This is a genomic window from Halorubrum sp. (assembly GCF_046498025.1).
Classification (GTDB): domain Archaea; phylum Halobacteriota; class Halobacteria; order Halobacteriales; family Haloferacaceae; genus Halorubrum.
Genome location: NZ_JAWOBM010000053.1, coordinates 1 through 19,872 on the forward strand (window position 1 = coordinate 1; position 19,872 = coordinate 19,872).

Annotated in this window: 22 protein-coding genes and 1 pseudogene; 11 read left to right on the forward strand and 12 right to left on the reverse strand. The window is 70.8% G+C overall.

The genetic code is table 11. The features are described 5' to 3' along the window. From R6U01_RS10835 to R6U01_RS10850, 4 genes and pseudogenes are all read right to left on the reverse strand, one after another. Window positions 1–194, reverse strand: a pseudogene (locus R6U01_RS10835) (transporter); the annotation flags it as partial. Window positions 195–288: 94 nt separating this feature from the next. Next, on the reverse strand, window positions 289–882 hold the full coding sequence (locus R6U01_RS10840) for a GNAT family N-acetyltransferase (RefSeq protein WP_410286471.1): 594 nt from the start codon (window positions 880–882) through the stop codon (window positions 289–291). An 88-nt stretch (window positions 883–970) separates the two neighbouring features. Next, window positions 971–1,891 (reverse strand): DMT family transporter, encoded by a 921-nt coding sequence (locus R6U01_RS10845; RefSeq protein ID WP_410286472.1) that lies wholly within the window; start codon window positions 1,889–1,891, stop codon window positions 971–973. Between the two features lie 116 nt (window positions 1,892–2,007). Further along, window positions 2,008–2,679: an ArsR/SmtB family transcription factor gene (locus R6U01_RS10850; protein ID WP_410286473.1), complete on the reverse strand. Its 672-nt coding sequence runs from the start codon at window positions 2,677–2,679 to the stop codon at window positions 2,008–2,010. Between the two features lie 229 nt (window positions 2,680–2,908). Here R6U01_RS10850 and gpmI point away from each other — a divergent pair, with 229 nt between their 5' ends. From gpmI to R6U01_RS10895, 9 genes are all read left to right on the forward strand, one after another. After that, window positions 2,909–4,486: a 2,3-bisphosphoglycerate-independent phosphoglycerate mutase gene (gpmI, locus tag R6U01_RS10855; protein ID WP_410286474.1), complete on the forward strand. Its 1,578-nt coding sequence runs from the start codon at window positions 2,909–2,911 to the stop codon at window positions 4,484–4,486. A gap of 63 nt (window positions 4,487–4,549) precedes the next feature. Beyond that, the gene (locus R6U01_RS10860; protein WP_410286475.1) at window positions 4,550–5,692 is read left to right on the forward strand and encodes a thiolase family protein; all 1,143 of its coding nucleotides are present in this window, start codon (window positions 4,550–4,552) and stop codon (window positions 5,690–5,692) included. 47 nt (window positions 5,693–5,739) lie between these two features. After that, window positions 5,740–6,327: a DUF655 domain-containing protein gene (locus R6U01_RS10865; protein WP_410286476.1), complete on the forward strand. Its 588-nt coding sequence runs from the start codon at window positions 5,740–5,742 to the stop codon at window positions 6,325–6,327. Between the two features lie 45 nt (window positions 6,328–6,372). Further along, on the forward strand, window positions 6,373–7,299 hold the full coding sequence (locus R6U01_RS10870; RefSeq protein WP_410286477.1) for a 16S ribosomal RNA methyltransferase A: 927 nt from the start codon (window positions 6,373–6,375) through the stop codon (window positions 7,297–7,299). After that, window positions 7,296–8,597, forward strand: a complete 1,302-nt coding sequence (locus tag R6U01_RS10875) for a mechanosensitive ion channel family protein (protein WP_410286478.1) — start codon at window positions 7,296–7,298, stop codon at window positions 8,595–8,597. Before R6U01_RS10870 ends, R6U01_RS10875 begins: the two co-directional genes overlap by 4 nt. Continuing rightward, window positions 8,594–9,295, forward strand: a complete 702-nt coding sequence (locus tag R6U01_RS10880) for a HemK2/MTQ2 family protein methyltransferase (protein ID WP_410286479.1) — start codon at window positions 8,594–8,596, stop codon at window positions 9,293–9,295. The genes R6U01_RS10875 and R6U01_RS10880 overlap by 4 nt, the downstream gene beginning before the upstream one ends. An 87-nt stretch (window positions 9,296–9,382) precedes the next feature. Continuing rightward, window positions 9,383–10,384, forward strand: a complete 1,002-nt coding sequence (locus tag R6U01_RS10885; RefSeq protein WP_410286480.1) for a 5-methyltetrahydropteroyltriglutamate--homocysteine methyltransferase — start codon at window positions 9,383–9,385, stop codon at window positions 10,382–10,384. Beyond that, window positions 10,384–11,454, forward strand: a complete 1,071-nt coding sequence (locus R6U01_RS10890; RefSeq protein ID WP_410286481.1) for a methionine synthase — start codon at window positions 10,384–10,386, stop codon at window positions 11,452–11,454. The genes R6U01_RS10885 and R6U01_RS10890 overlap by 1 nt, the downstream gene beginning before the upstream one ends. Before the next feature lie 93 nt (window positions 11,455–11,547). Further along, window positions 11,548–12,297 carry a sugar phosphate isomerase/epimerase family protein gene (locus R6U01_RS10895; RefSeq protein ID WP_410286482.1) on the forward strand — a complete coding sequence of 250 codons (750 nt, stop codon included), beginning with the start codon at window positions 11,548–11,550 and terminating at the stop codon, window positions 12,295–12,297. Window positions 12,298–12,333: 36 nt separating this feature from the next. Here the strand turns inward: R6U01_RS10895 and R6U01_RS10900 are convergent, their stop codons facing one another. The 3 genes from R6U01_RS10900 to R6U01_RS10910 form a co-directional block, all read right to left on the reverse strand. Next, window positions 12,334–13,272, reverse strand: a complete 939-nt coding sequence (locus tag R6U01_RS10900) for a hypothetical protein (protein WP_410286483.1) — start codon at window positions 13,270–13,272, stop codon at window positions 12,334–12,336. Between the two features lie 110 nt (window positions 13,273–13,382). Continuing rightward, window positions 13,383–14,666: an enhanced intracellular survival protein Eis gene (eis, locus tag R6U01_RS10905; protein ID WP_410286484.1), complete on the reverse strand. Its 1,284-nt coding sequence runs from the start codon at window positions 14,664–14,666 to the stop codon at window positions 13,383–13,385. Window positions 14,667–14,749: 83 nt separating this feature from the next. After that, window positions 14,750–15,853, reverse strand: coding sequence for an NADH:flavin oxidoreductase/NADH oxidase (locus tag R6U01_RS10910; RefSeq protein WP_410286485.1), 1,104 nt, complete (start codon window positions 15,851–15,853; stop codon window positions 14,750–14,752). Window positions 15,854–16,094: 241 nt separating this feature from the next. On the opposite strand from R6U01_RS10910, the gene R6U01_RS10915 reads away from it, so the two are divergent. Then, window positions 16,095–16,256: a hypothetical protein gene (locus R6U01_RS10915; protein WP_410286486.1), complete on the forward strand. Its 162-nt coding sequence runs from the start codon at window positions 16,095–16,097 to the stop codon at window positions 16,254–16,256. A gap of 59 nt (window positions 16,257–16,315) precedes the next feature. On the opposite strand, the gene R6U01_RS10920 is transcribed toward R6U01_RS10915, so the two are convergent. Then, window positions 16,316–17,077: a hypothetical protein gene (locus tag R6U01_RS10920; protein ID WP_410286487.1), complete on the reverse strand. Its 762-nt coding sequence runs from the start codon at window positions 17,075–17,077 to the stop codon at window positions 16,316–16,318. Between the two features lie 101 nt (window positions 17,078–17,178). On the opposite strand from R6U01_RS10920, the gene R6U01_RS10925 reads away from it, so the two are divergent. Beyond that, entirely contained in the window at window positions 17,179–17,574 is a 396-nt protein-coding gene (locus tag R6U01_RS10925) for a CopG family ribbon-helix-helix protein (RefSeq protein WP_410286488.1), read from the forward strand. A gap of 68 nt (window positions 17,575–17,642) precedes the next feature. On the opposite strand, the gene R6U01_RS10930 is transcribed toward R6U01_RS10925, so the two are convergent. The 4 genes from R6U01_RS10930 to R6U01_RS10945 form a co-directional block, all read right to left on the reverse strand. Continuing rightward, window positions 17,643–18,188 carry a DUF1684 domain-containing protein gene (locus R6U01_RS10930; RefSeq protein ID WP_410286489.1) on the reverse strand — a complete coding sequence of 182 codons (546 nt, stop codon included), beginning with the start codon at window positions 18,186–18,188 and terminating at the stop codon, window positions 17,643–17,645. Window positions 18,189–18,276: 88 nt separating this feature from the next. Next, window positions 18,277–18,978 carry a helix-turn-helix domain-containing protein gene (locus R6U01_RS10935; RefSeq protein ID WP_410286490.1) on the reverse strand — a complete coding sequence of 234 codons (702 nt, stop codon included), beginning with the start codon at window positions 18,976–18,978 and terminating at the stop codon, window positions 18,277–18,279. 86 nt (window positions 18,979–19,064) lie between these two features. Beyond that, on the reverse strand, window positions 19,065–19,343 hold the full coding sequence (locus tag R6U01_RS10940; protein ID WP_410286491.1) for a hypothetical protein: 279 nt from the start codon (window positions 19,341–19,343) through the stop codon (window positions 19,065–19,067). Continuing rightward, window positions 19,340–19,732, reverse strand: a complete 393-nt coding sequence (locus R6U01_RS10945) for a helix-turn-helix domain-containing protein (protein WP_410286492.1) — start codon at window positions 19,730–19,732, stop codon at window positions 19,340–19,342. Before R6U01_RS10945 ends, R6U01_RS10940 begins: the two co-directional genes overlap by 4 nt. Window positions 19,733–19,872 lie beyond the last annotated feature (140 nt).

The following is a 19,872-nucleotide window of genomic DNA, read 5'->3' on the forward strand; positions in this document are numbered from 1 at the left end:
CCGACCGCCTGCCACGTGGGGATGGGGTCGCCGCCGAAGAGGTCGGCGAAGGCGTTGAACCCCGCCAGCTGGTCCTCGATGGCGCTCGCCTGCGTGACGTACGCGAACAGGTACCCGAGGACGTACGCGGCGGCTCCCGCGGCCGCGCCGCCGACGATTCCGTTCGTACTGCTCGTTCGGTCGGGGACGGACATGTACCCCGAGTCGTCTCGGCCGTGGTAAGTGTTTGTTGGCTCGCGGCGAGCAGGTGAAAAAACGCGTCCCAAGCGACAAGATGCCCGATGTCCGTCAGTTCGTCGCCTCGCGCCACTCTTCCTGTGCGATCGTGTAGCGCACCTCGTCGTGAACGCTCCCGTCGGCGAAGGTCAGGTGATTTCGCAACAGCCCCTCGCGGCGGCCGCCGAGGCGGTCGACGTACCTCTGGATCGCGCGCCGAGAGTTGTCGTTGTCGGGACGGTGGCTCACGGCGACGATGTCGAGATCGAGGTCCTCGAACGCGACCTCGACGAGCGCCGCGGCGCGTTCGCCGGAGTACCCTCGCCCCCAGAACCGCTTGCGGAGCCACGTGCCGAGGACGGCGGTCCGCTTCTCCCAGTCGACGTCGAAGCCGCCGAAGCCGGCGATCTCTCCGACGCCCTCCTCGCCGTCGCGGGGGCGGATGACGTAGTCGGCCGCTTCGTGGTCCTCCCACCGCTCGCGGCCGCGCTCGAGGAACTCCAGCGTCTCCTGTTTCGTCTCGTGGGGGTCCCACGTGACGTACTCGGTCACCTCGTCGATCCCGGGGTCCGACGAGCAGATCCGGTAGCACGCGTCGAGGTCGACGTTCTCGGGGCGTCGGGACTCCAGGCGGAGGCGTTCCGTCTCGATCGTCTCGGGGAACATGGCGGCCCGTCTCGGGGAATCCCCTAAAAAGATCGCTGCGTGTGGGATTCGTTGACATTCAGCTGGACCGAGGACGGTGAAGGCGGCGTCAGCCGGCGACGCCGTACTCGCGGAGCGCGTCCCGGACCGCCGCCCGCTTCACCAGCGCGAAGCCGACGCAGATGATCAGGAAGCCGGCGACGGTGTTGGGGGTGATCCCCTCGCTCAGGAACAGCCACCCCGAGACCGCGGCGAATATCGGGGCGACGTACGAGACGAGGTTGATCTCGATCGGGCCGAGCCGCTCGAGCAGATCGAAGTAGATCAGGAAGCCGAGCCCGCTGGCGGCGATCGACAGGTACGCCAGCGCCGCGATTCCCTCCGTCGTCCACGCGACGTCGGCGAGCGACTCACCGAGCCCGGCCGACAGCAGGTGCATCAACAGCGCGCCGATGAGCATCGACCACGCCTCCATCGTCTCGATCGTGATGTCGGCGTCGGACGCGCGGGTGAGCACCGATCCGAGCGCGAACGAGGCCGACGCCAGAAACACGAGGAACTTCGCGACCGTGCCGCCGCCGGTCAGGTTCGCGGGGTCGGGCGCGGCCAGCACGACCGCGCCGATGAGGCCGACGAGGAGCCCGATCACGCCGACGACGGTCAGCCGTTCGGAGGGAAGGAAGACGCGGGCGAAGACGGTCGTCAGCACGGGCGAGAGGCTGACGATCACCGACGCGGTCGCGCTCGTCACGGCGGGGTCGGTCTCGGCGACGAAGAGGAACGCGTGGTAGGCGGCGATGATCAGCGTCGCCCCGACCGCGACGACGGCCCACTCGTCCCGTCCGCGAGGGATCGGGTCGTCGACGACGTACGCGGCGTACGCGAGCATGACGACACCGGCGACGTCGTACCGGAACGCGGCGAACAACACCGGCGGGAAGTACGCCAGCCCGGCCTTGATCGCCATGAACGCGGAGCCCCAGACGGCGGCGAGGACGAGGAACAGCGCGAGGTTCCGAGCTCGACTCACACGCCACCTCCTCCGGGCGCGGTTCAAAAGGTTCCGGAAGCGGCCGGACGTGCGGGGAGAGTGGGGAGGACGCGACGGCGGGCGTCGCGGGACGAAGCGCTCCGCGCGTCAGTGCGCTACCGGACTCGGTAGCGTTCGTCGTCGCCGTCGGCATCGCGCGCGAGGACGCCGACGTCGGCGAGGCGGCCGAGCGCGTCGGCGACGGTGCCCTCCCGGGCGCCGACCTCGTCGGCCACGGACGCGGGGGTGCCGTCGGTCTCGATCACCGCGGCGAGTATCGCGGCGTAAAAGCGGCTGTCGGCCTCGGTGCCGAGCCGCTCGTCGATCTTCGCGAGCGTGTCCTCGACCCGCCCCTGCACCCAGCGCTGGGCCAGCGAGAGCTCGCGGTCGAGGTCCTGGAGGCGGGCGTACTCCCCCGCGAGGTCGGCGATGTCGTTCGACGCGCCCGAGCCGTCGGGCGCCTCGATGGTGAGGTGGGGACACCGACCGGACATGTCGAGGCTGTTCTTGGCGGGGTACGCGCTCTTCGCGCCGAAGCCGTACGGCGAGACGCTTACCTCCAGCCTGAGGCTGCGGGAGATCCGGAAGTACTTCCGGCGCTGATCGTCGGTCGTCGACTCGATCAGGCCCGCCTCCTCCAGCTTCCGAAGGTGGTCGATGACCGCCTTCGGGCTCACGTCGAGGTACTCCGAGATCTCCGTGACGTAGCAGGGCTTGGTCGCGAGCAGCCGGAGGATGCGCCGCCGGTTCTCGTTCCCGAGGAGATCGAGCAGTACCGCGGAGTCCATTAACGTATGGTTAGCGTCGGACAGGTAAAAGGCTGACTTACGGCTCGCGAGGCTATCGGGTGCGCCAGACCGCAGTGCGGGGATCGCGCGGAGCGGAGGCGGGAGTCGCGCGGAGACGGGAGTCGCGCGGAGGCGGGAGTCGCGCGGAGGCGAGACAGGGGTCGCGCGGAGGCGAGACAGGAGTCGCGCGGAGCGAAGAGTAGTTACCCCGCGACCGGGAACGGGGGATATGGAAACGGCGCTCATCGTCCTCGACGGCTGGGGACTCGGACGCGGCGCGGGAGGCGGCGACGGTGAAGACGGAGAGACGGTCGACCCGTCGGGACGGCCCGCCGGTCGGGACGCGGTCGCGGCCGCCGACACGCCGGCGTTCGACGACGCGACCGGACGCGGCGCCGACGGCCGGCTCGTCGTCCACGGGCGGCGCGTGGGGCTCCCCGAGGGACAGATGGGGAACTCCGAGGTCGGCCACCTGAACATCGGCGCCGGCCGCGTCGTCAAACAGGCGTACACCCGGATCACGGACGCGCTCGCCGAGGGGTCGCTCTCGGACAACGACGCTATCGCCGGCGCGTTAGAGCACGCGCGGTCCACCGGCGGGCGGGTCCACCTCATGGGGCTCGTCTCCGACGGCGGCGTCCACTCCGACGTCGAGCACCTGCTCGCGCTGATCGACGCCGCGGCCGACGCCGGCGTGCCGGCGACCACCCACGCGTTCACGGACGGCCGCGACACGGCCCCGGAGATCGCCGACCGCTTCCTCGCCGAGGTGGACGCGAAGGCCGACGAGCGCGGGACCGGGCGCGTCGCGACCGTCACGGGCCGGTACCACGCGATGGACCGCGACGAGAACTGGGAGCGGACGCGCAAGGCGTACGACGCGATCGTGAACCGCAAGGCGCCCCACCGGGCCGACACCGCGGTCGAGGCCGCGACGGAGGCCCACGCCCGCGGCGAGACGGACGAGTTCATCGAGCCGACGCTCGTCGACGAGGAGCCCTCCCTCGACGACGGCGACGCCGTGATCTTCTTCAACTTCCGGGCGGACCGCGCCCGACAGCTCGTCCGGCTGCTCACCGAGACCCGACCCGAGTGGATGTTCGAGCTGGATCAGCCGGAGATACGCCTGACCACGATGACCGAGTACGACGAGACGTTCACGTTCCCGGTCGCGTTCCCGCCGGAGATCCCGGAGAACACGATCGGCGAGGTCGTCGCCGACGCCGAGCTCTCCCAGCTCCGGATCGCCGAGTCGGAGAAGTACCCGCACGTCACGTACTTCCTCAACGGCGGCCGCGAGGTGAAGTTCCCCGGCGAGCTGCGCGAGATCGTTGAGAGTCCCGACGTCCCCACCTACGACCGGCAGCCGGAGATGTCGGCGCCGGAGCTCACCGAGGAGGCGATCGAGATCATCGACGAGTCGGATCCCGCCCTCGTGGTCCTCAACTACGCGAACCCGGACATGGTGGGTCACACCGGCGACTTCGACGCCGCGGTCGCGGCCGTCGAGGCGGTCGACGCGCAGCTCGGCCGGCTCCTCGACGCGATCGCCGACGCGGGCGGCCACGCGATCGTGACGGCCGACCACGGCAACGCCGACGACATGGGGACGCTCGAGGACCCGCACACCGCCCACACGTTCAACCCGGTCCCGTTCGTCTACCTGACTCCCGACGGCGACGACGGCGGGAAGGCGGTCCGCGCGGGCGGCTCGCTCTGCGACATCGCCCCGACGCTCGTGGACCTGATCGGGCTCGACCGTCCGAAGGAGATGACCGGCGAGTCGCTGCTCGCAAGTAAACAGTAAACTTCGGTCAGATTCTCGGCGGTTCCACGGCCTTTTAAGACCGTCACCGGCCTGTGATCGTTCATGACAGACGAGACCACGCCGGTGATCGCCGCCGCCTACCGAACGCCGCAGGGGAAAGACGGGGGCGTCTACGAGGACGTCCGCAGCGAGGACCTCTCGACGACGCTCATCGACCACGCGCTCGCCGAGACGGGGCTGACGAGCGACCACGTCGACGACCTGATGTGGGGCGTCGCCCAGCAGCGCACCGAGCAGGACAACAACGTCGCCCGCGTCATCGCGCTGCTCTCGGATCTCGGCGAGTCCGTGCCCGCGACCTCGATCAACCGCTGGTGCGCCTCCTCAATGCAGGCGATCATCTCGGCGGCGGACGCGATCGCGGCGGGGAACCGCGACTGCGTCGTCGCCGGCGGCGTCGAGAACATGAGCCGCGTCCCGATGGACGGCGACTCCTACCAGCACCTCCACCCGGAGCTCTCGGAGAAGTACAACGTCTTCCAGCTCCAGATGGGGATGACCGCCGAGAAGGTGGCCGAGGAGTACGGGGTGAGCCGCGAGGCGCAAGACGAGTACGCGGCCCGGAGCCACCAGCGCGCCGCCGAGGCCACCGACTCCGGCCGCTTCGACGACGAGATCGTCCCGGTGGAGACAGACGACGGACTCGTCGAAGAGGACGAGGGGATCCGCCCGGACACGACGGCCGAGAAGCTCGCCGACCTGCCGCCCGCGTTCACGGGCGACGGGACGGTGACCGCGGGGAACTCCTCGCAGATCTCCGACGGCGCGTCGCTGACGCTGGTCACGAGCGAGGCGTTCGCCGAGGACCACGGGCTCGACGTGCTCGCGGCGGTCGGCACGAACAACGTCGCCGGCGTCGACCCCACGGTAATGGGGATCGGCCCGGTGCCCGCGACGCGCGGACTGCTCGACCGCGCCGGCCGGTCGATCGACGACTACGATCTGGTCGAGCTCAACGAGGCGTTCGCCTCCCAGTGCGAGTACTCGCGGCGCGAGCTCGGGGTCGACGAGGAGCAGTACAACGTTAACGGCGGCGCCATCGCGATCGGTCACCCGCTCGGCGCCTCCGGCGCGCGCCTCCCCGTCACGCTGCTCCACGAGATGCAGAAGCGCGACGCCGAGCGCGGGCTCGCGACACTCTGTGTCGGCTTCGGACAGGGCGCCGCGATCGAGTTCTCGCGGTAAGCCGGCGCGGCAGCGGTTTTTTCACCGTTCGGAGCGGTACAACAACTATGAGCGACCCCGAAACCGACGCGCCCGACGCGGCGGACGCCGACGACGGTCCCGTCGTCGTCCTGCTCGACGTGTTACCGAACGGGCGACCGGACGACGACCGGCCCCCGTCGCGGAAGTCTCCGGTGGCGTACGGCCTCGGGACCGACTCGTTCCGGCTGTACGAGCTCTCGCTCACCGAGGACGTCGACGCGAGCGTGAGCGATCGGCTCGCGCTCGACGGGCCGGCGGTCGGCCGGTACCGCGAGGTGTCGTACGACGACCTCACCCGGAACGCGGCCGCCGAGGTGGAGTACGCCGTCGAGGCGATCGTCGACGACGAGGAGGAGCGGTTCGTCGAGTTCTACAACGAGGCCGGCCCGATCACGCTCCGGCTCCACCAGCTCAACCTCCTCCCCGGGGTCGGCAAACAGCTCCGGAACAACGTCCTCGACGAGCGCAAGCGCGGCCCCTTCGACAGCTTCAGGGAGGTGTCCGAGCGCGTCTCGGGGCTCCACCGACCGCGGGAGGTGATCGTCGAGCGGATCGTCGAGGAGATCCGCGAGGACGACCTGAAGTACCGGTCGTTCGCCGGCCGCGAGGAGTGATCCTCGAAACGGGACTTTTACCCGGAGCGCCGGCCTATCGCGGCCATGACCGACCTATCGACGGGTGAGGCCGCGGCGTACGGGGACCGCGACCCCGACGCCCTCGCGCGGCGGGCCGGGGAGCGCGCGAACCCCGACCGCGACCAGCACTTCCTCGTCGACGACCGCGTGCTCGACCGGATCCCGGGGTACCTCCCGGACGACGCCGACGCGACCCACCTGCTGGAGATCGGCGGGGGCGCGGGCGCGCTCACCGACCGGCTGCTGGCGCGGATCACCGCCGACGACCGCGACGCCAAGCGCGAGGGCGACGCCGCCGACGCCCCCGACCACCTCTCGGTGATCGAGCGCGACGGGACCTTCGCCGCGTTCCTCCGCGAGGAGTTCGCGACCGCGGTCGACGAGGGCCTCCTCGACGTGATCGAGGGCGACGCGCTCGACGTCGACCTGCCGCCGTTCACCGCCTGCGTCGCCAACCTCCCGTACGGCGTCTCCTCGGAGATCGCCTTCCGCCTGCTCCCCGCGGGGAAGCCGCTCGTGTTGATGTTCCAGGCCGAGTTCGCCGAGCGCATGGTGGCGTCGGCGGGCGAGCCCGAGTACGGCCGGCTCTCCGTCTCGGCGCAGCACTACGCCGCCGTCGAGATCGTCGAGCGCGTCCCGAAGGAAGCGTTCGACCCCCAGCCCGCCGTCGAGAGCGCTCTCGTTCGGTGTACGCCCCGCGACCCCGACTACGCGGTCGGCGACGAGGCCTTCTTCCTCCGGTTCGTGAAGGCGCTGTTCACCCAGCGGCGCAAGACGGTGCGGAACGCGATCCGGAACACCGCCCACATATCCGGGCTCGACGAGCCCGAGGCCGTCGTCGAGGCCGCCGACGAGGAGCTGCTCCGCCGACGCCCGGGGACGCTGGAACCGGCCGCGTTCGCGGCGCTGGCCGAGCTGGCACGCGAGTGCGGCTCACCGAGCGAGGTGTGACCGCGGGGATGGCGCTCGCGCTCGTCCAGTCGGTGCTGGGGAACGTGGGCCTCGCGGCCGCGTTCGGGGCGCTTTCGGCCGCACCGCTCGCCGAGCCTCTGACCGCCGGGGGCGCCACGACCCCCGCTGGCGACCTCTACAGCGTTCTGACCGAGAACGTCAGGCGCACCCTCGCCTCCGCGCTGATCGTCGGGGGCGTGCTCGCCGTCCGGCTGTTCACCGCGTGGGTGAAGCGGCGGAACGGCGAGCTCACCTCGTCCGCGCGGCTGCTGCTCTCGGCGTCCGTCGGCGCCGCCACCGCGATCGGCGCGCTCTCCCTGCTCGTGGTGTGGGACCGGAGCGGGGCGCTCCTCGACGCGTTCGAGGCGGCCGCGATCACGGACCAGCTGTCGAACGTCGTGATCGCGGTGGTGCTGCTTGCGAGCGCCTACGCGATCACCGACTTCCTCGGCGGCGTCATCCGCGAGGTCTCGGCGGACAGCACCGTGCTCACCGACCATCAGGAGGAGGTCGTCCTGCGGCTCACGCAGCTGACGGTGTACACCTTCGCGCTCCTCGTCGTCGTCGGGCTGTTCACCGACAACGTCGGCGGCCTCCTCGTCGGGGCCGGCTTTTTGGGGATCGTGGTCGGGATGGCGGCCCGCCAGACGCTCGGCGCGGTGCTCGCGGGGTTCGTCCTCATGTTCTCCCGGCCGTTCGAGGTCGGCGACTGGGTCGAGGTCGGCGACCACGAGGGGACCGTCACGGAGATCTCGATCATGAGCACCCGCCTCCGGTCGTTCGACGGCGAGATGATCACGCTTCCGAACGACGACGTGCGGTCCGGCCCGATCATCGACCGTTCCCGCCGGAACCGCCTGCGGATCGAGGTCGAGGTCGGCGTCGACTACGCGACCGACGTCGAGCGCGCGGCAGCGGTGATCGAGGAGGCGGTCGCCGGCGTCGACGACGTGGCGGCAATGCCCGAGCCGGCCGTGGTGACGAAGCGGTTCGGCGACTCGGCGGTGGTCCTGGGCGCCCGATACTGGATCCGGAACCCGAGCATGCGGAAGCGCTGGCGCACCCAGACGGCCGCGATGGGCGCGATCAAGTCCGCGCTGGAAGACGAGGGGATCGTGATCCCGTTCCCGCAGCAGACGCTCTCCGCGCGCGAGGAGGGCGCCTCCGGCCCGCAGCTGGACGCGTCGGTCGAGGGGCGGGCGGCGACGCGGGGCGGCGGGAACCGCAGCGACGGCGGCACGCCGAGCGACGGGAGCGCGGGTTCGGACGCCGACGGCGGCGAGGGGACTGACCGGTGAGCGACCGCCCGGAACGAGACGCCGGAGGGGACGAGGCCGGCGCCGGAGGGGGCGAGGCCGGCGCCGGAGGGGGCGAGGCCGGCGCCGGAGGGGGCGAGGCCGGCGCCGAGAGCGGCGGGGCCGCCGCGGACCTCGCGGCGCGCCGCGGCGTCGACGAGGCGGTGGTCTACCAGCCGGCCGAGGACTCCGGACTCCTCGCCGAGGCGACCGTCGAGACCGCGCACGGCCGCGTGCTGGAGGTGGGCACCGGCTCGGGCTGGGTCGCGGCGCGGGTCGCCGCGGAGCGCGACCTCGAGGTGGTGGGCAGCGACCTCAACCCGCACGCGGCCCGACAGGCCCGCGCTCGCGGCGTCGAGGGCGTCGTCGCCGACCTCTGTGCCCCGTTCCGAGCGGACGCGTTCGACACCGTCTGTTTCAACCCGCCGTACCTCCCGACCGACCCCGACAACGAGTGGGACGACTGGATGGAGCGCGCGCTCTCGGGCGGCGAGTCGGGCCGCGAGCTGATCGAGCCGTTCCTCGCCGACGTGGGGCGCGTGCTCGCGCCCGGCGGGGTCGTCCTGCTGCTCGTCTCCTCGCTGACGGGCTACGACGAGGTGCTTCGCCTGATCGACGACGCCGGCTTCGACCACGAGGTCGTCGTCGAGGAGTCGTTCCCGTTCGAGACGCTCTCCGTGCTCGCGCTGCGGCGTGAGTGAGGCGAACGGACGCGCCCGCCGAGTAATTACTTATAGGCATAAAATACATTAGCAAATATTATACGGCGGCATATCGAACGACTGGTGATGACTGAACGTGTCGCGGCCACGCCGGGGCTGTACCCGCTTCCGGACTGGGCGAAGGAGACGCTCTCCGACCTCAAGGGCCACCAGAAGGGTGACCTCTTGAGCGGCGACGAGAGCGAGGCGATCGTCGAGCAGTACGACGAGGTCCGCGCGGAGTACGTCGACGACCAGTTGGAGGCCGGTCTCGACCGCGTGGTCGAGGGACAGGGCCGCTGGGACGACATGATCGCGCACCCGCTGACGGTGCACGACAGCGTCGAGACCGGCGGTATCGTCAGGTACTACGACAACAACAACTTCTACCGCGACCCCCGCGTGGTCGACGACCTCGGCTTCTCCGGAGACGTGGCGCGCGAGCTGGAGGCGGCGACCGACCTTATCGACGGCGAGGCCCCTCTCGCCGCGACGCTGCCGGGCCCGCACTCGCTCGCCGACCTCGCGACCGACGAGCACTACGGCGAGGAGGCCGCGTTCCAGGCCGCGATCGCCGAGTTCCTCGCCGGGGAGGTCGAGGCGTTCCCCGCCCATAAAACGCTGTTCCTCCTCGAGCCGTCGCTGGTGACGAACCCGCCCGCGGAGGGCGCGGAGTCGACCGCGACGGACGCGATCGCGACGGTCGCCGACGCGACCGACGCCGACGTCGTCGTCCAGACCTCCTACGGCGCGCTGAGCGAGAAGCTGTACGCGCACCTCGTGGACGAGGCGGGCGCGGACGCGCTCGGACTCGACCTCGTCGCCGGCGACCGCGACGACACCGTCTACAACGTCCAGGAGTTCGGCTCGACCGACTCGCTCGCGCTCGGCCTCGTCGACGGGCAGAACACGCTCGTCGAGGAGCCGGAGACGGTCGCGGAGCGCGTCGAGTGGTTCGAGTCGCAGATCCCGGCGGAGGGGTTCGACCGGACGTACCTGACGCCGAACACGGAGCTGTTCTACCTGCCCGCGAACAAGTACCGCGCGAAGCTGAACGCGCTGGCCGCCGCCACGGAGGTGCTCGAGTAATGGTCCGAAACCCCGACGCCAACCGCGAACAGTTCCGCCCCGCCGACCACCCGAACGACGCGTTCCTGCTGACGACCGTCGTCGGCTCGTACCCGAAGCCGAAGTGGCTGAACCGCGCCGACGAGCTCGTCGACGACCCCGACTCGAAGTTCGACGAGGGCGACTTAACGGAGGCCCACGACGACGCCTGTCGCCTCATCACGCACGAGCACGAGCGCGCCGGGCTCGACACGGTCGTCGACGGCGAGATGCGCCGCAACGAGATGGTCGAGTTCTTCGCCGAGCGCATCGACGGCTACGAGTTCAACGGGCCGGTGAAGGTGTGGGGCCACAACTACTTCGACAAGCCGTCCGTCGTCGAGGAGGTCGCGTACGACGAGCCGTGGCTCGTCGACGAGTTCGAGTTCACCTCGAACGTCGCGGAGCGCCCGGTGAAGGTGCCGATCACGGGGCCGTACACGCTGGGCTTCTGGGCGTTCAACGAGGCGTATCCCTCCACCGAGGAGCTCGTCTACGACCTCGCGGACCTCGTCAACGAGGAGGTCGAGAAGCTGGTCGAGGCGGGCGCGCGCTACGTCCAGATCGACGAGCCCGCGCTGGCGACGACGCCGGAGGACCACGCCATCGTCGGCGAGGCGCTCGAGCGCATCGTCTCGGGCATCGACGAGGAGGTCCGCATCGGCCTCCACGTCTGTTACGGCGACTACTCGCGGATCTACCCCGAGATCAACGACTACCCGATCGACGAGTTCGACGTCGAGCTGTGTAACGGCGAGTACGAGCAGATCCCGACGTTCACCGACCCCGAGTTCGAGCCCGACCTCGCGCTCGGCGTCGTCGACGCCCACACCGCCGAGATCGAGCCGGTCGAGGAGATCAAGGAGAACATCCGACAGGGCCTCCGCGTCGTCCCGCCGGAGAAGCTCACGGTCTCGCCCGACTGCGGCCTGAAGCTGCTCCCCCGCGAGATCGCGTACGGGAAGACGGAGAACATGGTGACGGCCGCCCGCGAGGTCGAGGCCGAGATTGACGCCGGCGAGATCGACGTCGAGAACCCGCTGGACGACTGAGCGCTCGACGACGCCGACCGCTCGCCCGGGGCCCTCACGGGAGCGACCCCCCCGCGGCACTACTTATAACACCTCGCCGCACGCACCCCCGACATGGAGATCGGTCTCACCGTCGGAGACGACCTCGACCGCCTCGCGGCGTCGCCGTCGCGGTTCGACTTCTGCGAGCTCGGGGTCGGCGAGCCGACGCTCGTTCCGGGCGACATCGACCGCGGACGCCTGACCGACGCGCTCGCCGGCCGCGACCTGCTCGTTCACCTGCCGTACGGGCAGCGGCTGGCGACCTACGTCCCCGAGGTCAACGACGCCATCGTCGCCTACCAGTGGCGGCTCTTAGAGGCCGCCGGCGACCTCGGCGCGAAGAAGGCGGTCCTCCACGCGACCTCCGCCGACCGCGACGACGTGGAGTTCCGCGAGGTCGCCGCCGAACAGCTCCGCCGCGTCGCCGACGCCGGCCGCGAGGCGGGCGTCGAGGTCGTCGTCGAGAACGTCGGCCACCAGCACGCGGGGCTCCAGCTCTCCGTCCTCGGCGAGATGGCCCGCGAGACCGACACCCCGATCTGCTTCGACGTGGGGCACGCGTACATGGAGGCCGGAAACAAGGCGATTACGCGGTTCCTCCGCGATCACGGGGACCGCGTCTCGCACCTCCACTGTCACGACGTGCGCCGCCGCGGGGACACGCACCTCCCGGTGGGCGCCGGCGAGGTGGACTACGAAACGGTGGCCGCGGAGCTCGACGGGTTCGACGGCACCGTCGCGCTGGAGGTGTTCACCGACGACGACGCCCTGCTCGTCGACTCCGCGGAGCGCGTCGCCGACCGGCTCGGCGCGGACTTTTAAGTACTGACGGCGGGAGCGGTGCGGCGAGCGAGCCGATCAGGTCTCGTCGCGATCGTCGTCGTCGCCGCCGTTCTCCTTCTCGCCGTCGCCCTCGGCTGTGTCGCCGGTCGCGGCGTCGTTGGCGTCATGTTCGTCACGGGTCGCGGCGTCGTCGGCGTCATGTTCGTCACGGGTCGCGGCGTCGTCGGCGTCGTCGGCGGCGTTTCCGTCGACGGTCGTGGCGTCGTCGCCTTCGCCGTCCTCGACGTCCGCAGCCGCCTCGTCGCCCTCGATCTGCCGCTTGATCGACTCCAGTTCCGATTCGACGTCGACCTCAGGCGCCGGGTCGTCTTCGGCGTCGTCTCGACCGTCTTCGTCGGCCTCAGCGTCCGGATCGGTCACGTCTATCCGAATCCCGCGGTCGCCGACGGGGCCCCCGCCGCGACCGCTCGCCTGTCGGTCGGAGCCCTCGCGCCCCCGGCCGCTCCGGGAGTCGTCGCGCCGGTCCGACCGCCGCGCGGCGTCGGCCTCCCGGCGACCCTCCTCGATCCGCGACTCGATCTCGGCGGTCAGGTCGCGGGCGTCGGCGATGATCGAGCGCGAGGCGGTCTCCTCCGGGAGGTCGGCCTCCGAGAGCGCCGTTCGAAGCTCCGAGAGCGATCGGGCCAGACCGGCGCTCGCGCCGTCGCGCACGTCGGCGAGCCGGTCGGCTGTGCCACCGGCGTCGTCTGCGAGGCTCCGTCCGGGGTCGGCGAGTCGGAGGGTCCCCTGGAGCAGTTCGAGCGACTTGATCGTCGTCTCGAGGAGCGCGATGACCGTCGGGATCGTGTACTGCTCGGTGAACCGGACCAGCTCGGAGAGCCGGGGCGGCCGCGGTGGCCCGCGGCGGTCGCGCTCGGACTCCCGCAGGTCGCGCCGGAGCTCGGTCAGGACGTCTTCGAGCTCGTCGAGGCGCTCCTCGAGCTCGTCGTCGCGTCGGTCGTCGCGGGAACTCATACCTGACGGTAGGCGGCCTGCGAATAAAAAGCCCGGCCGGCGCGACCGGCGCGGGCGGCCGGTGATCCGGCGAGCCGGCGAGCAGGCGCGTGGTTCGCCGGGGCGTCGGCTCAGAACCCCTCTCGGAGATGGGTCGTCCGCGGCGGGAACAGCGCGCGAAGCGCGGCGGTGACGTCGTCGGGGGTGGCTCCGCCCTCGGCCGCGAGCCCGCCGGCCCGGACCGCCTCGTCGACGGACAGGTAGCCGACGTACAGCTGCGAGAGGGTCCCGACGTCGACGGTAGCGTCCGCGCCGACGACGGCGTCCGCGTCGGCTGCGTCCCCGCCGGCGAGGTCCCCGCCGGCGGAATCGGCGTCGAGTCGCTCGACTGCCACCGTCCCCTCCGCGACGACCACACGGACGACGGCGTCGTTCCACGCCGCGAGGGGGTCGTCGACCGCCAGCGCGAACGTCGCCGCGGTCGCGGGGTCCGGGTCGAGCGCTTCCAAGGCGGCCGCGACGTCGACGAGTCGGGCCATCGGGCCGGTCTCGATCTCGCAGTCGACCGCGCGAGGGTCGTCGACGAGGTCGAGGAGCGGCGCGTCCGGCGGTGCCCGGATCCGGACTTCGCCGACCTGCGAGTCGTGGTTGCGACAGAACCGAAGCAGCTGAAACCACGCCTCCTCGTCCGCGACGGCGACGTCGGAGACGCGCATGACCGTCTCGTCGCCGTCGTCCGGGTCGTCGTCGAAGGTGTACCGGCAGAGCGCCCGAAGGTCACCGTCGCGTTCCCACCCGTAGACGAACGGGTCGGTCTTCCACCCCCGCAGGGCCCGCTCGCGCCACCACTCCTCGGTCCAGTCCATCGTGAGGTCGTAGCGGTCCGCCATCGCGGCGAGCAGGGGCCGCACGGCCGCGTAGTCATCCTCGTCGAGCGGGCGGAAGGTCCCGGCCGCGTCGCCGTCGGTCGCGACCAGGTCGTCGACGAAGCCGAGCTGGGCGGGGGGCGCGGCGAGGCGTCGGTAGCGGCTCGCGGTCGCCCAGCCGTACCCCGCGTAGAAGGGGTACTCGAAGGGCCAGAGGACCGAGACGCCGACGTCGCGGTCCCGGTACTCGGCCAGCGACTCGCGGAGCACGCGGCCGACGTACCCCTGCCGGCGGTGTTCGGGCGGGGAGGCGACCGCGGAGAGCCCGGCGGCCTCGCGGTCGGCGCCGCGGATCCGCAGCGCGAAGAAGTGGTGCGCGCAGACCGCGACGGGCTCGTCAGCGGCGTCGAACAGCCCGCGCCGCTCGGCGACGGTGTCGTGGTCGTCCGCCTCCTCGGGGTCGTACGGGCCCTCGGCGGGGGAGAAGGCGTACCGCATGAACGCCCCGAACTCGTCGACGCGCTCGTCGGGGAACGGTCGGTACTCCATGTCCGGTCGGCTCCCGGGAGCGGAATAAGTCTTCCCGCGGTGTGCGGGAGGCCCCCACCCGGCCGGGGCGTCTCGCGGGGCCCTCAGTCGAACCGGCCGCGTCGGTACTGCACCGGCCACTCGACCGCCGCGTCGAGCTCGTGGGCGGCCTCCAACGGCCAGTAGGGGTGGCGGAGCAGCTCACGGCCGAGCGCGACGAGGTCGGTCCGTCCGTTCCGGACCAGCGCGTCGGCGTGGGTCGGCTCCGTGATCCCGCCGACCGCGGCGACCGGGACGTCGCTCCCCTCGCGGATCGCCTCGGCGTACGGCACCTGATACCCCGGCCCGGTGCCCGGAAGCCGTTGGTCGGGGTGGATCCCGCCGCCGGAGACGTCGATCAGATCGGCGCCGGCCTCGGCGAGCAGCGGGGCCAGCCGCACGGAGTCGTCGACGTCCCACGAGTCGCGGTCGGGCAGCCAGTCGGTCGCGGAGATCCGGACAAACACGGGCTTGCCGTCGGGCCACACGTCCCGGACGGCCGCGACGACCTCGCGGAGGAGCCGCGTCCGGTTCTCGAAGCTCCCGCCGTACTCCTCGTCGCGGTCGTTGGTGACCGGAGAGAGGAACTGGTGGAGGAGGTACCCGTGCGCTGCGTGGACCTCGGCGATCTCGAAGCCGATATCGCGCGACCGCGCGGCGGCGTCGGCGAACGCCTCGATCACGTCGTCGACGTCGTCGCCGTCCATTCGTCGGGTCGCCGCCGGCGCACCCCCCTCGGCTCGGTCGCCGTCTGGGTACGGCTCGTCGGTCGCCGAGACCGTCTCCCAGCCCGCCGGGTCGACCGCGGGGATCGGGTCGCCGCCCTCGGCCGGCGGCCGGTGAGACGCCTTGCGGCCGGCGTGCGCCAGCTGTATGCCCGGCGTCGCTCCCTGCGACCGAACGAACTCGACGGTCGGGGCGAGCGCCTCGGCGTGCTCGTCGGACCAGATCCCGAGACAGCCCGGCGTGATGCGACCGCGCTCCTCGACCGCGGTGGCCTCGGTCATCACGACGCCGGCCCCGCCGACCGCGCGCGAGCCCAGGTGGATCCGGTGCCAGTCGTTCGCGAACCCACCGTCCGCGGAGTACTGGCACATCGGCGACAGCATCACGCGATTTCGGAGTTCGGTGTCGCGCAAGGTGAGCGGCGCGAAGAGCGAATCGGTCATCGTCGGACCGAACGGCCGCCGGCGGGTAATGCGCTCCGGTCCCAGCGCGCCTCGCCGCGACCCCGCCGACGTGCCGACGGGACGATACGACGGCGTGCTGACGCGCCTCGCAGCGTTCGGGCCGACGTACTGACGTGCCGACGCGCCGCTGTGTCGACACGCCGGTTCCGCCGGGATCGTCTCACGAGTGGATTTAGGTCGACCGAAAGCTATAACCACCCGTATCTCTGACGGATTGGTAATGAGCACTGGAGACCGGATCGAGCGCGGCGCCGAGGAGTCGACAGACGCACGGCCGACCGTTTCGGCGAGTCGCTGTTCGCCCGACCGAACCGTCTTCGCGGAGCAGGGGAACACGGACGCGTGGATCGCGACCGACCTGACGGTCGAGTTAGAGCGGTAACGCGGCGCGGTCGGCCCTCCTCTTTCTTCTGCGTACCGGTTCGGACGGCGAGTCGTCGTTCAGAACACACCGGTGATGAACCCGACTCCCATCGCGACGAGTACCACGGCTGAGAACACCGGGAGGTACGGCGCGTAGCGTTCGACGCGCTCCTCGTGTCGCTCGTAGCCCGCGATCAACAGCAGCGTCAGGCCGACGATCCCGACGATGACGGTGAGTGCGTACGCGACCATCAGCTCGAGGCAGTACGCCGAGCCCGCACACAGGGCGATGATCTCGAACTCCTCCTCGTGGGCGAATCCGAGCACGAACGCGAACCACGCGATCCCGAGGAGCCCGCGGTCGGCGGCGTCGGTCGGAGAGCCGTCGGTGTGGTGGTGGGTGTCGTGGTCGTTCGCACGTCCCTGACCGTCGGAATGGTCGTGATCGTCCCCGTGAGAGTGGTCGTGCCCGTGGTCGCCTCCATGAGAGTGCCCGTGGCCGTGCCTGTACTCCCGAATCCCGAGCGCAATGAGCAGGACGCCCGCCACGAGGCTGACGGGACCGCCGATCTGCAGGCCGCCGAACACCGTGATCGGCTCGTTGACCTGCGTGAGTTCGAAGTACCCCTTCGCGTAAAAGAAGGCCCCCACCATCGCGATACTGCTCACGAGGTGGCCGACGCCGATGATCAGGCTCGCCGCGAGTCCGTAGGTCCACGTGTGCGTTCGATCGAGGGCGTACGAGGCCGCGACGGGCCAGCCGTGGCCCGGTTCGACGCCGTGGACGGCGCCGAGCGCGACCGCCCCGAGGAGCAGTCCGGTCGCCTCGCCGTGGAGCATTACCGTCGACTCCGAGGGAGCCGCCGATAACGGTTGTTACTCCCCGATCGGGGGGATCGTAATACTCGGGACTCTTGTGCGGGCGCGGCGAACCCGCACCCATGCGAACGAGCGTCAACGTGCCGGCGGACCTCCGCGACGAGTTCGATCGCGTCTGGCGAGAAGAGGGGATGGACAACCGGTCGCGGGCGGTCCGGGAGGCGATGCGGGAGTACGTCGAGTCGCACACGCGGCTCGAATCGATGACCGGCGAGGTGGTCGCGCTCGTCGGCTTCGACTACCGCCACCACGACGTGATCCGGGAGCTCCACGGCGTCCAGCACGCGTATCAGGACGTGATACTCAACACCAGCCACACCCATCAGGGGGAGTGGTGTCTCGAATCGCTGTTCTGTCGGGGCGACGCGGCGCGCGTGCGCGACCTGAGCTACCGGCTCCGCGACTTCGACGCCGTCAACCGGGTGAAGGTCATGGTCATCCGCGACCGGGGAGAGTGAGCGCGGTCGGGGATGGAGCGACGCGAGGCGCGTCGCCGCCGACTTCGAGCGCGACGCGACGCCGACCCCTACTCGATGTCGGGCGCCCGCTCCCCGGCCGGGACGACGATCTCCAGCCAGTTCTCCTCGGGCGGGAGCGGACAGGCGAACGTCTCGCTGTACGCGCAGAAGGGGTTGTACGCGAGGTTGATATCGAGGGTGACGACGTCGCCGTCGGCGAGCTCGCTCTCCGGCTCCAGCTCCATGTACCGGCCCTGGTGGTACGTCTGCTGGCCGGTCGTCTTATCGCGGAAGGGGACGAAGATCGCGCCCTCCTCCCCCTCCTGTCGGTAGCCGGCGAGCGCGTGCTCCGCGCCGTCGACCTCGAACGCGAAGGTGACGACCCGGAGGTACCGGACCGGGTTGCTCGCGGTGGTCTCCATCTCGACCGGTTCGGGGTCGTCGTGGACCGTCACGGTCGCCTCGACGCGGTAGTCGGCGTCCGGCGGGAAGTAGTCGAGGCCGTCGAACCCGTCGCGGTGTCCGGGCGGAATCGGCGACTGCGGGTGCTCGGCGAAGAACTCGTCCTTCTCGCGGCGGTTGGCGCGGAGGCGTTCGGCGTACTCGTCGGTCATACCGGGTTCAATGGGCGCCGGCGGTTTCAGGGCCGCGGTTCGGGCGGATCGCCCCCGAAACCGCCGGCGACCCGTCCCGCCGGGACGCTCACAGCGCCTGGAGGTCGGCCAGACAGTCGTCGAGGTCTCGGGTCGACGTCGCCAGCGAGAAGCGGTCGACGCGCGCGAGGTCGGCGGCGTGGTCCCACAGGTCCTCGGCCTCGATGCCGTGGAGGACGACCGCGTTCGGCGTCGGACTCACGACCCGGAGCGCGACCAGCGGCGACTCGCCGCGGGTCACCTTCGTGAACACGAGCGCGCGGTCCGTCGACTGCCCGTACAGCCGGTAGAACTCCTCGCTGGAGAGCCGAGTGATCGCCTCGATGGAGTTGATCACCGTGTGGCCGTTGACGTGGTCCTGATCGCCGCGAACGACCTCCGTCGCGTCCATCGCCTCGTAGAACTCCTCGACCGGCACCGCCGTCGAGTACTCGCGGAGGTCGTGGACGATGTCGCTCTCGAAGCCCGCCGAGAGGACGCGAGCGTACTGACGGAGGCGCCCGCCGCCGCGGCGCTCGTCGATGTCCAAGAGTCCGGTGACGATCCGGCGCACGACGCCGATCCCCGGGCTCTCGCGCCGTCCGCTCTCGTAGTCGGATATCACGGACGAGGAGACGTCGAGCTGCTCGGCGAGCTCCGTCTGTGAGACGTCGAAGTCGGTCCGCCACTTCCGGAGCGTCGCCCCGGGGTCGTCGCTGAGCGTTATCTCGCCGGCGATCCGGCGAGAGAGCTCCTCGCGTGCGTCGCTCATGACGCGAATCGAGGGCGGAGCGCCGCAAAAGGCTACCGAAACCGGGGTTCGTCGGACGTCGACATCGGAGGGGGGGATCGGCGCGCTCACTCCACGTACAGCGAGTAGACGATGACGCCGAATCCGACCGCGGTCAGCAGGCTGTCTATCGCGATCCCCACGGTCAGGGACGCGCCGATGATCTGGTGGGAGACGCCGCCGACAAGCGCGCCGACGGTCACGATCCCGAAACCGAGCCCCAGCGCTCGCAGCGAGGGGTCACCCGTTCTGCCGTACGCGCGGAGCGCGTAGTAGGTGATGCTGCCACCGAGCAGGAGGATGGCGGTCTTTGCCACGATGATGGCGAGATCGATGTGCGTTGTCATGTTTCCTCTCGGAGTTCCGACCACAGGTCGGCCAGTCGTTCGTCCCGCGTGCGCTCCGGACGCGAAAACTCGACGGTGAGCTCGCGGGGCGCGTCGTCGTCCGACTCGTCGAGCGAGACCGTCACGGAGTCGAAGGAGACGGAGTACCGCGTCGTGTGCTGTCCGTCGCGACGGATGTCCGTCGACTCCCGCAGCAGGGACGCATCGGTGAGCTTCTCCAGCTTTCGGTAGGTGGTCGACAGGGGGATGTCGCACTCCTCGGAGAGGTCGCTCGCCGTTTTCGGCTCGGTGAGTGCCGTCACGATCCGGCGCGCGGCGTCGTCGGCCAGCGCGTCCAGCACGTCGTCGACCGACGGCGGATCCTCCTCGCGCGACGGGTCCCGCACCATGTCCCCTCGTTCGACCCCCCCGTGTGTTAAATCATCGAACTCCGGTCCGGGCGGGCGCGCGACCGCACGCCGTCTGTGGCGCCGCCGCGACGCGTGGCGAGGCCGACGCGGCCCGTTTTTGTGGGTGGGCGCTGTACGAC

Bases quoted from the DNA above. Each gene is read 5' to 3' on its own strand.
- R6U01_RS10860 (WP_410286475.1), top strand. From the start codon at position 4,550: ATGACAGACGAGACCACGCCGGTGATCGCCGCCGCCTACCGAACGCCG.
- R6U01_RS10925 (WP_410286488.1), top strand. From the start codon at position 17,179: ATGCGAACGAGCGTCAACGTGCCGGCGGACCTCCGCGACGAGTTCGAT.
- R6U01_RS10865 (WP_410286476.1), top strand. From the start codon at position 5,740: ATGAGCGACCCCGAAACCGACGCGCCCGACGCGGCGGACGCCGACGAC.
- R6U01_RS10915 (WP_410286486.1), top strand. From the start codon at position 16,095: ATGAGCACTGGAGACCGGATCGAGCGCGGCGCCGAGGAGTCGACAGAC.
- R6U01_RS10920 (WP_410286487.1), bottom strand. From the start codon at position 17,077: ATGCTCCACGGCGAGGCGACCGGACTGCTCCTCGGGGCGGTCGCGCTC.
- gpmI (WP_410286474.1), top strand. From the start codon at position 2,909: ATGGAAACGGCGCTCATCGTCCTCGACGGCTGGGGACTCGGACGCGGC.
- R6U01_RS10900 (WP_410286483.1), bottom strand. From the start codon at position 13,272: ATGAGTTCCCGCGACGACCGACGCGACGACGAGCTCGAGGAGCGCCTC.
- R6U01_RS10870 (WP_410286477.1), top strand. From the start codon at position 6,373: ATGACCGACCTATCGACGGGTGAGGCCGCGGCGTACGGGGACCGCGAC.
- R6U01_RS10930 (WP_410286489.1), bottom strand. From the start codon at position 18,188: ATGACCGACGAGTACGCCGAACGCCTCCGCGCCAACCGCCGCGAGAAG.
- eis (WP_410286484.1), bottom strand. From the start codon at position 14,666: ATGGAGTACCGACCGTTCCCCGACGAGCGCGTCGACGAGTTCGGGGCG.
- R6U01_RS10850 (WP_410286473.1), bottom strand. From the start codon at position 2,679: ATGGACTCCGCGGTACTGCTCGATCTCCTCGGGAACGAGAACCGGCGG.
- R6U01_RS10935 (WP_410286490.1), bottom strand. From the start codon at position 18,978: ATGAGCGACGCACGCGAGGAGCTCTCTCGCCGGATCGCCGGCGAGATA.
- R6U01_RS10840 (WP_410286471.1), bottom strand. From the start codon at position 882: ATGTTCCCCGAGACGATCGAGACGGAACGCCTCCGCCTGGAGTCCCGA.
- R6U01_RS10945 (WP_410286492.1), bottom strand. From the start codon at position 19,732: ATGGTGCGGGACCCGTCGCGCGAGGAGGATCCGCCGTCGGTCGACGAC.
- R6U01_RS10885 (WP_410286480.1), top strand. From the start codon at position 9,383: ATGACTGAACGTGTCGCGGCCACGCCGGGGCTGTACCCGCTTCCGGAC.
- R6U01_RS10940 (WP_410286491.1), bottom strand. From the start codon at position 19,343: ATGACAACGCACATCGATCTCGCCATCATCGTGGCAAAGACCGCCATC.
- R6U01_RS10910 (WP_410286485.1), bottom strand. From the start codon at position 15,853: ATGACCGATTCGCTCTTCGCGCCGCTCACCTTGCGCGACACCGAACTC.
- R6U01_RS10890 (WP_410286481.1), top strand. From the start codon at position 10,384: ATGGTCCGAAACCCCGACGCCAACCGCGAACAGTTCCGCCCCGCCGAC.
- R6U01_RS10895 (WP_410286482.1), top strand. From the start codon at position 11,548: ATGGAGATCGGTCTCACCGTCGGAGACGACCTCGACCGCCTCGCGGCG.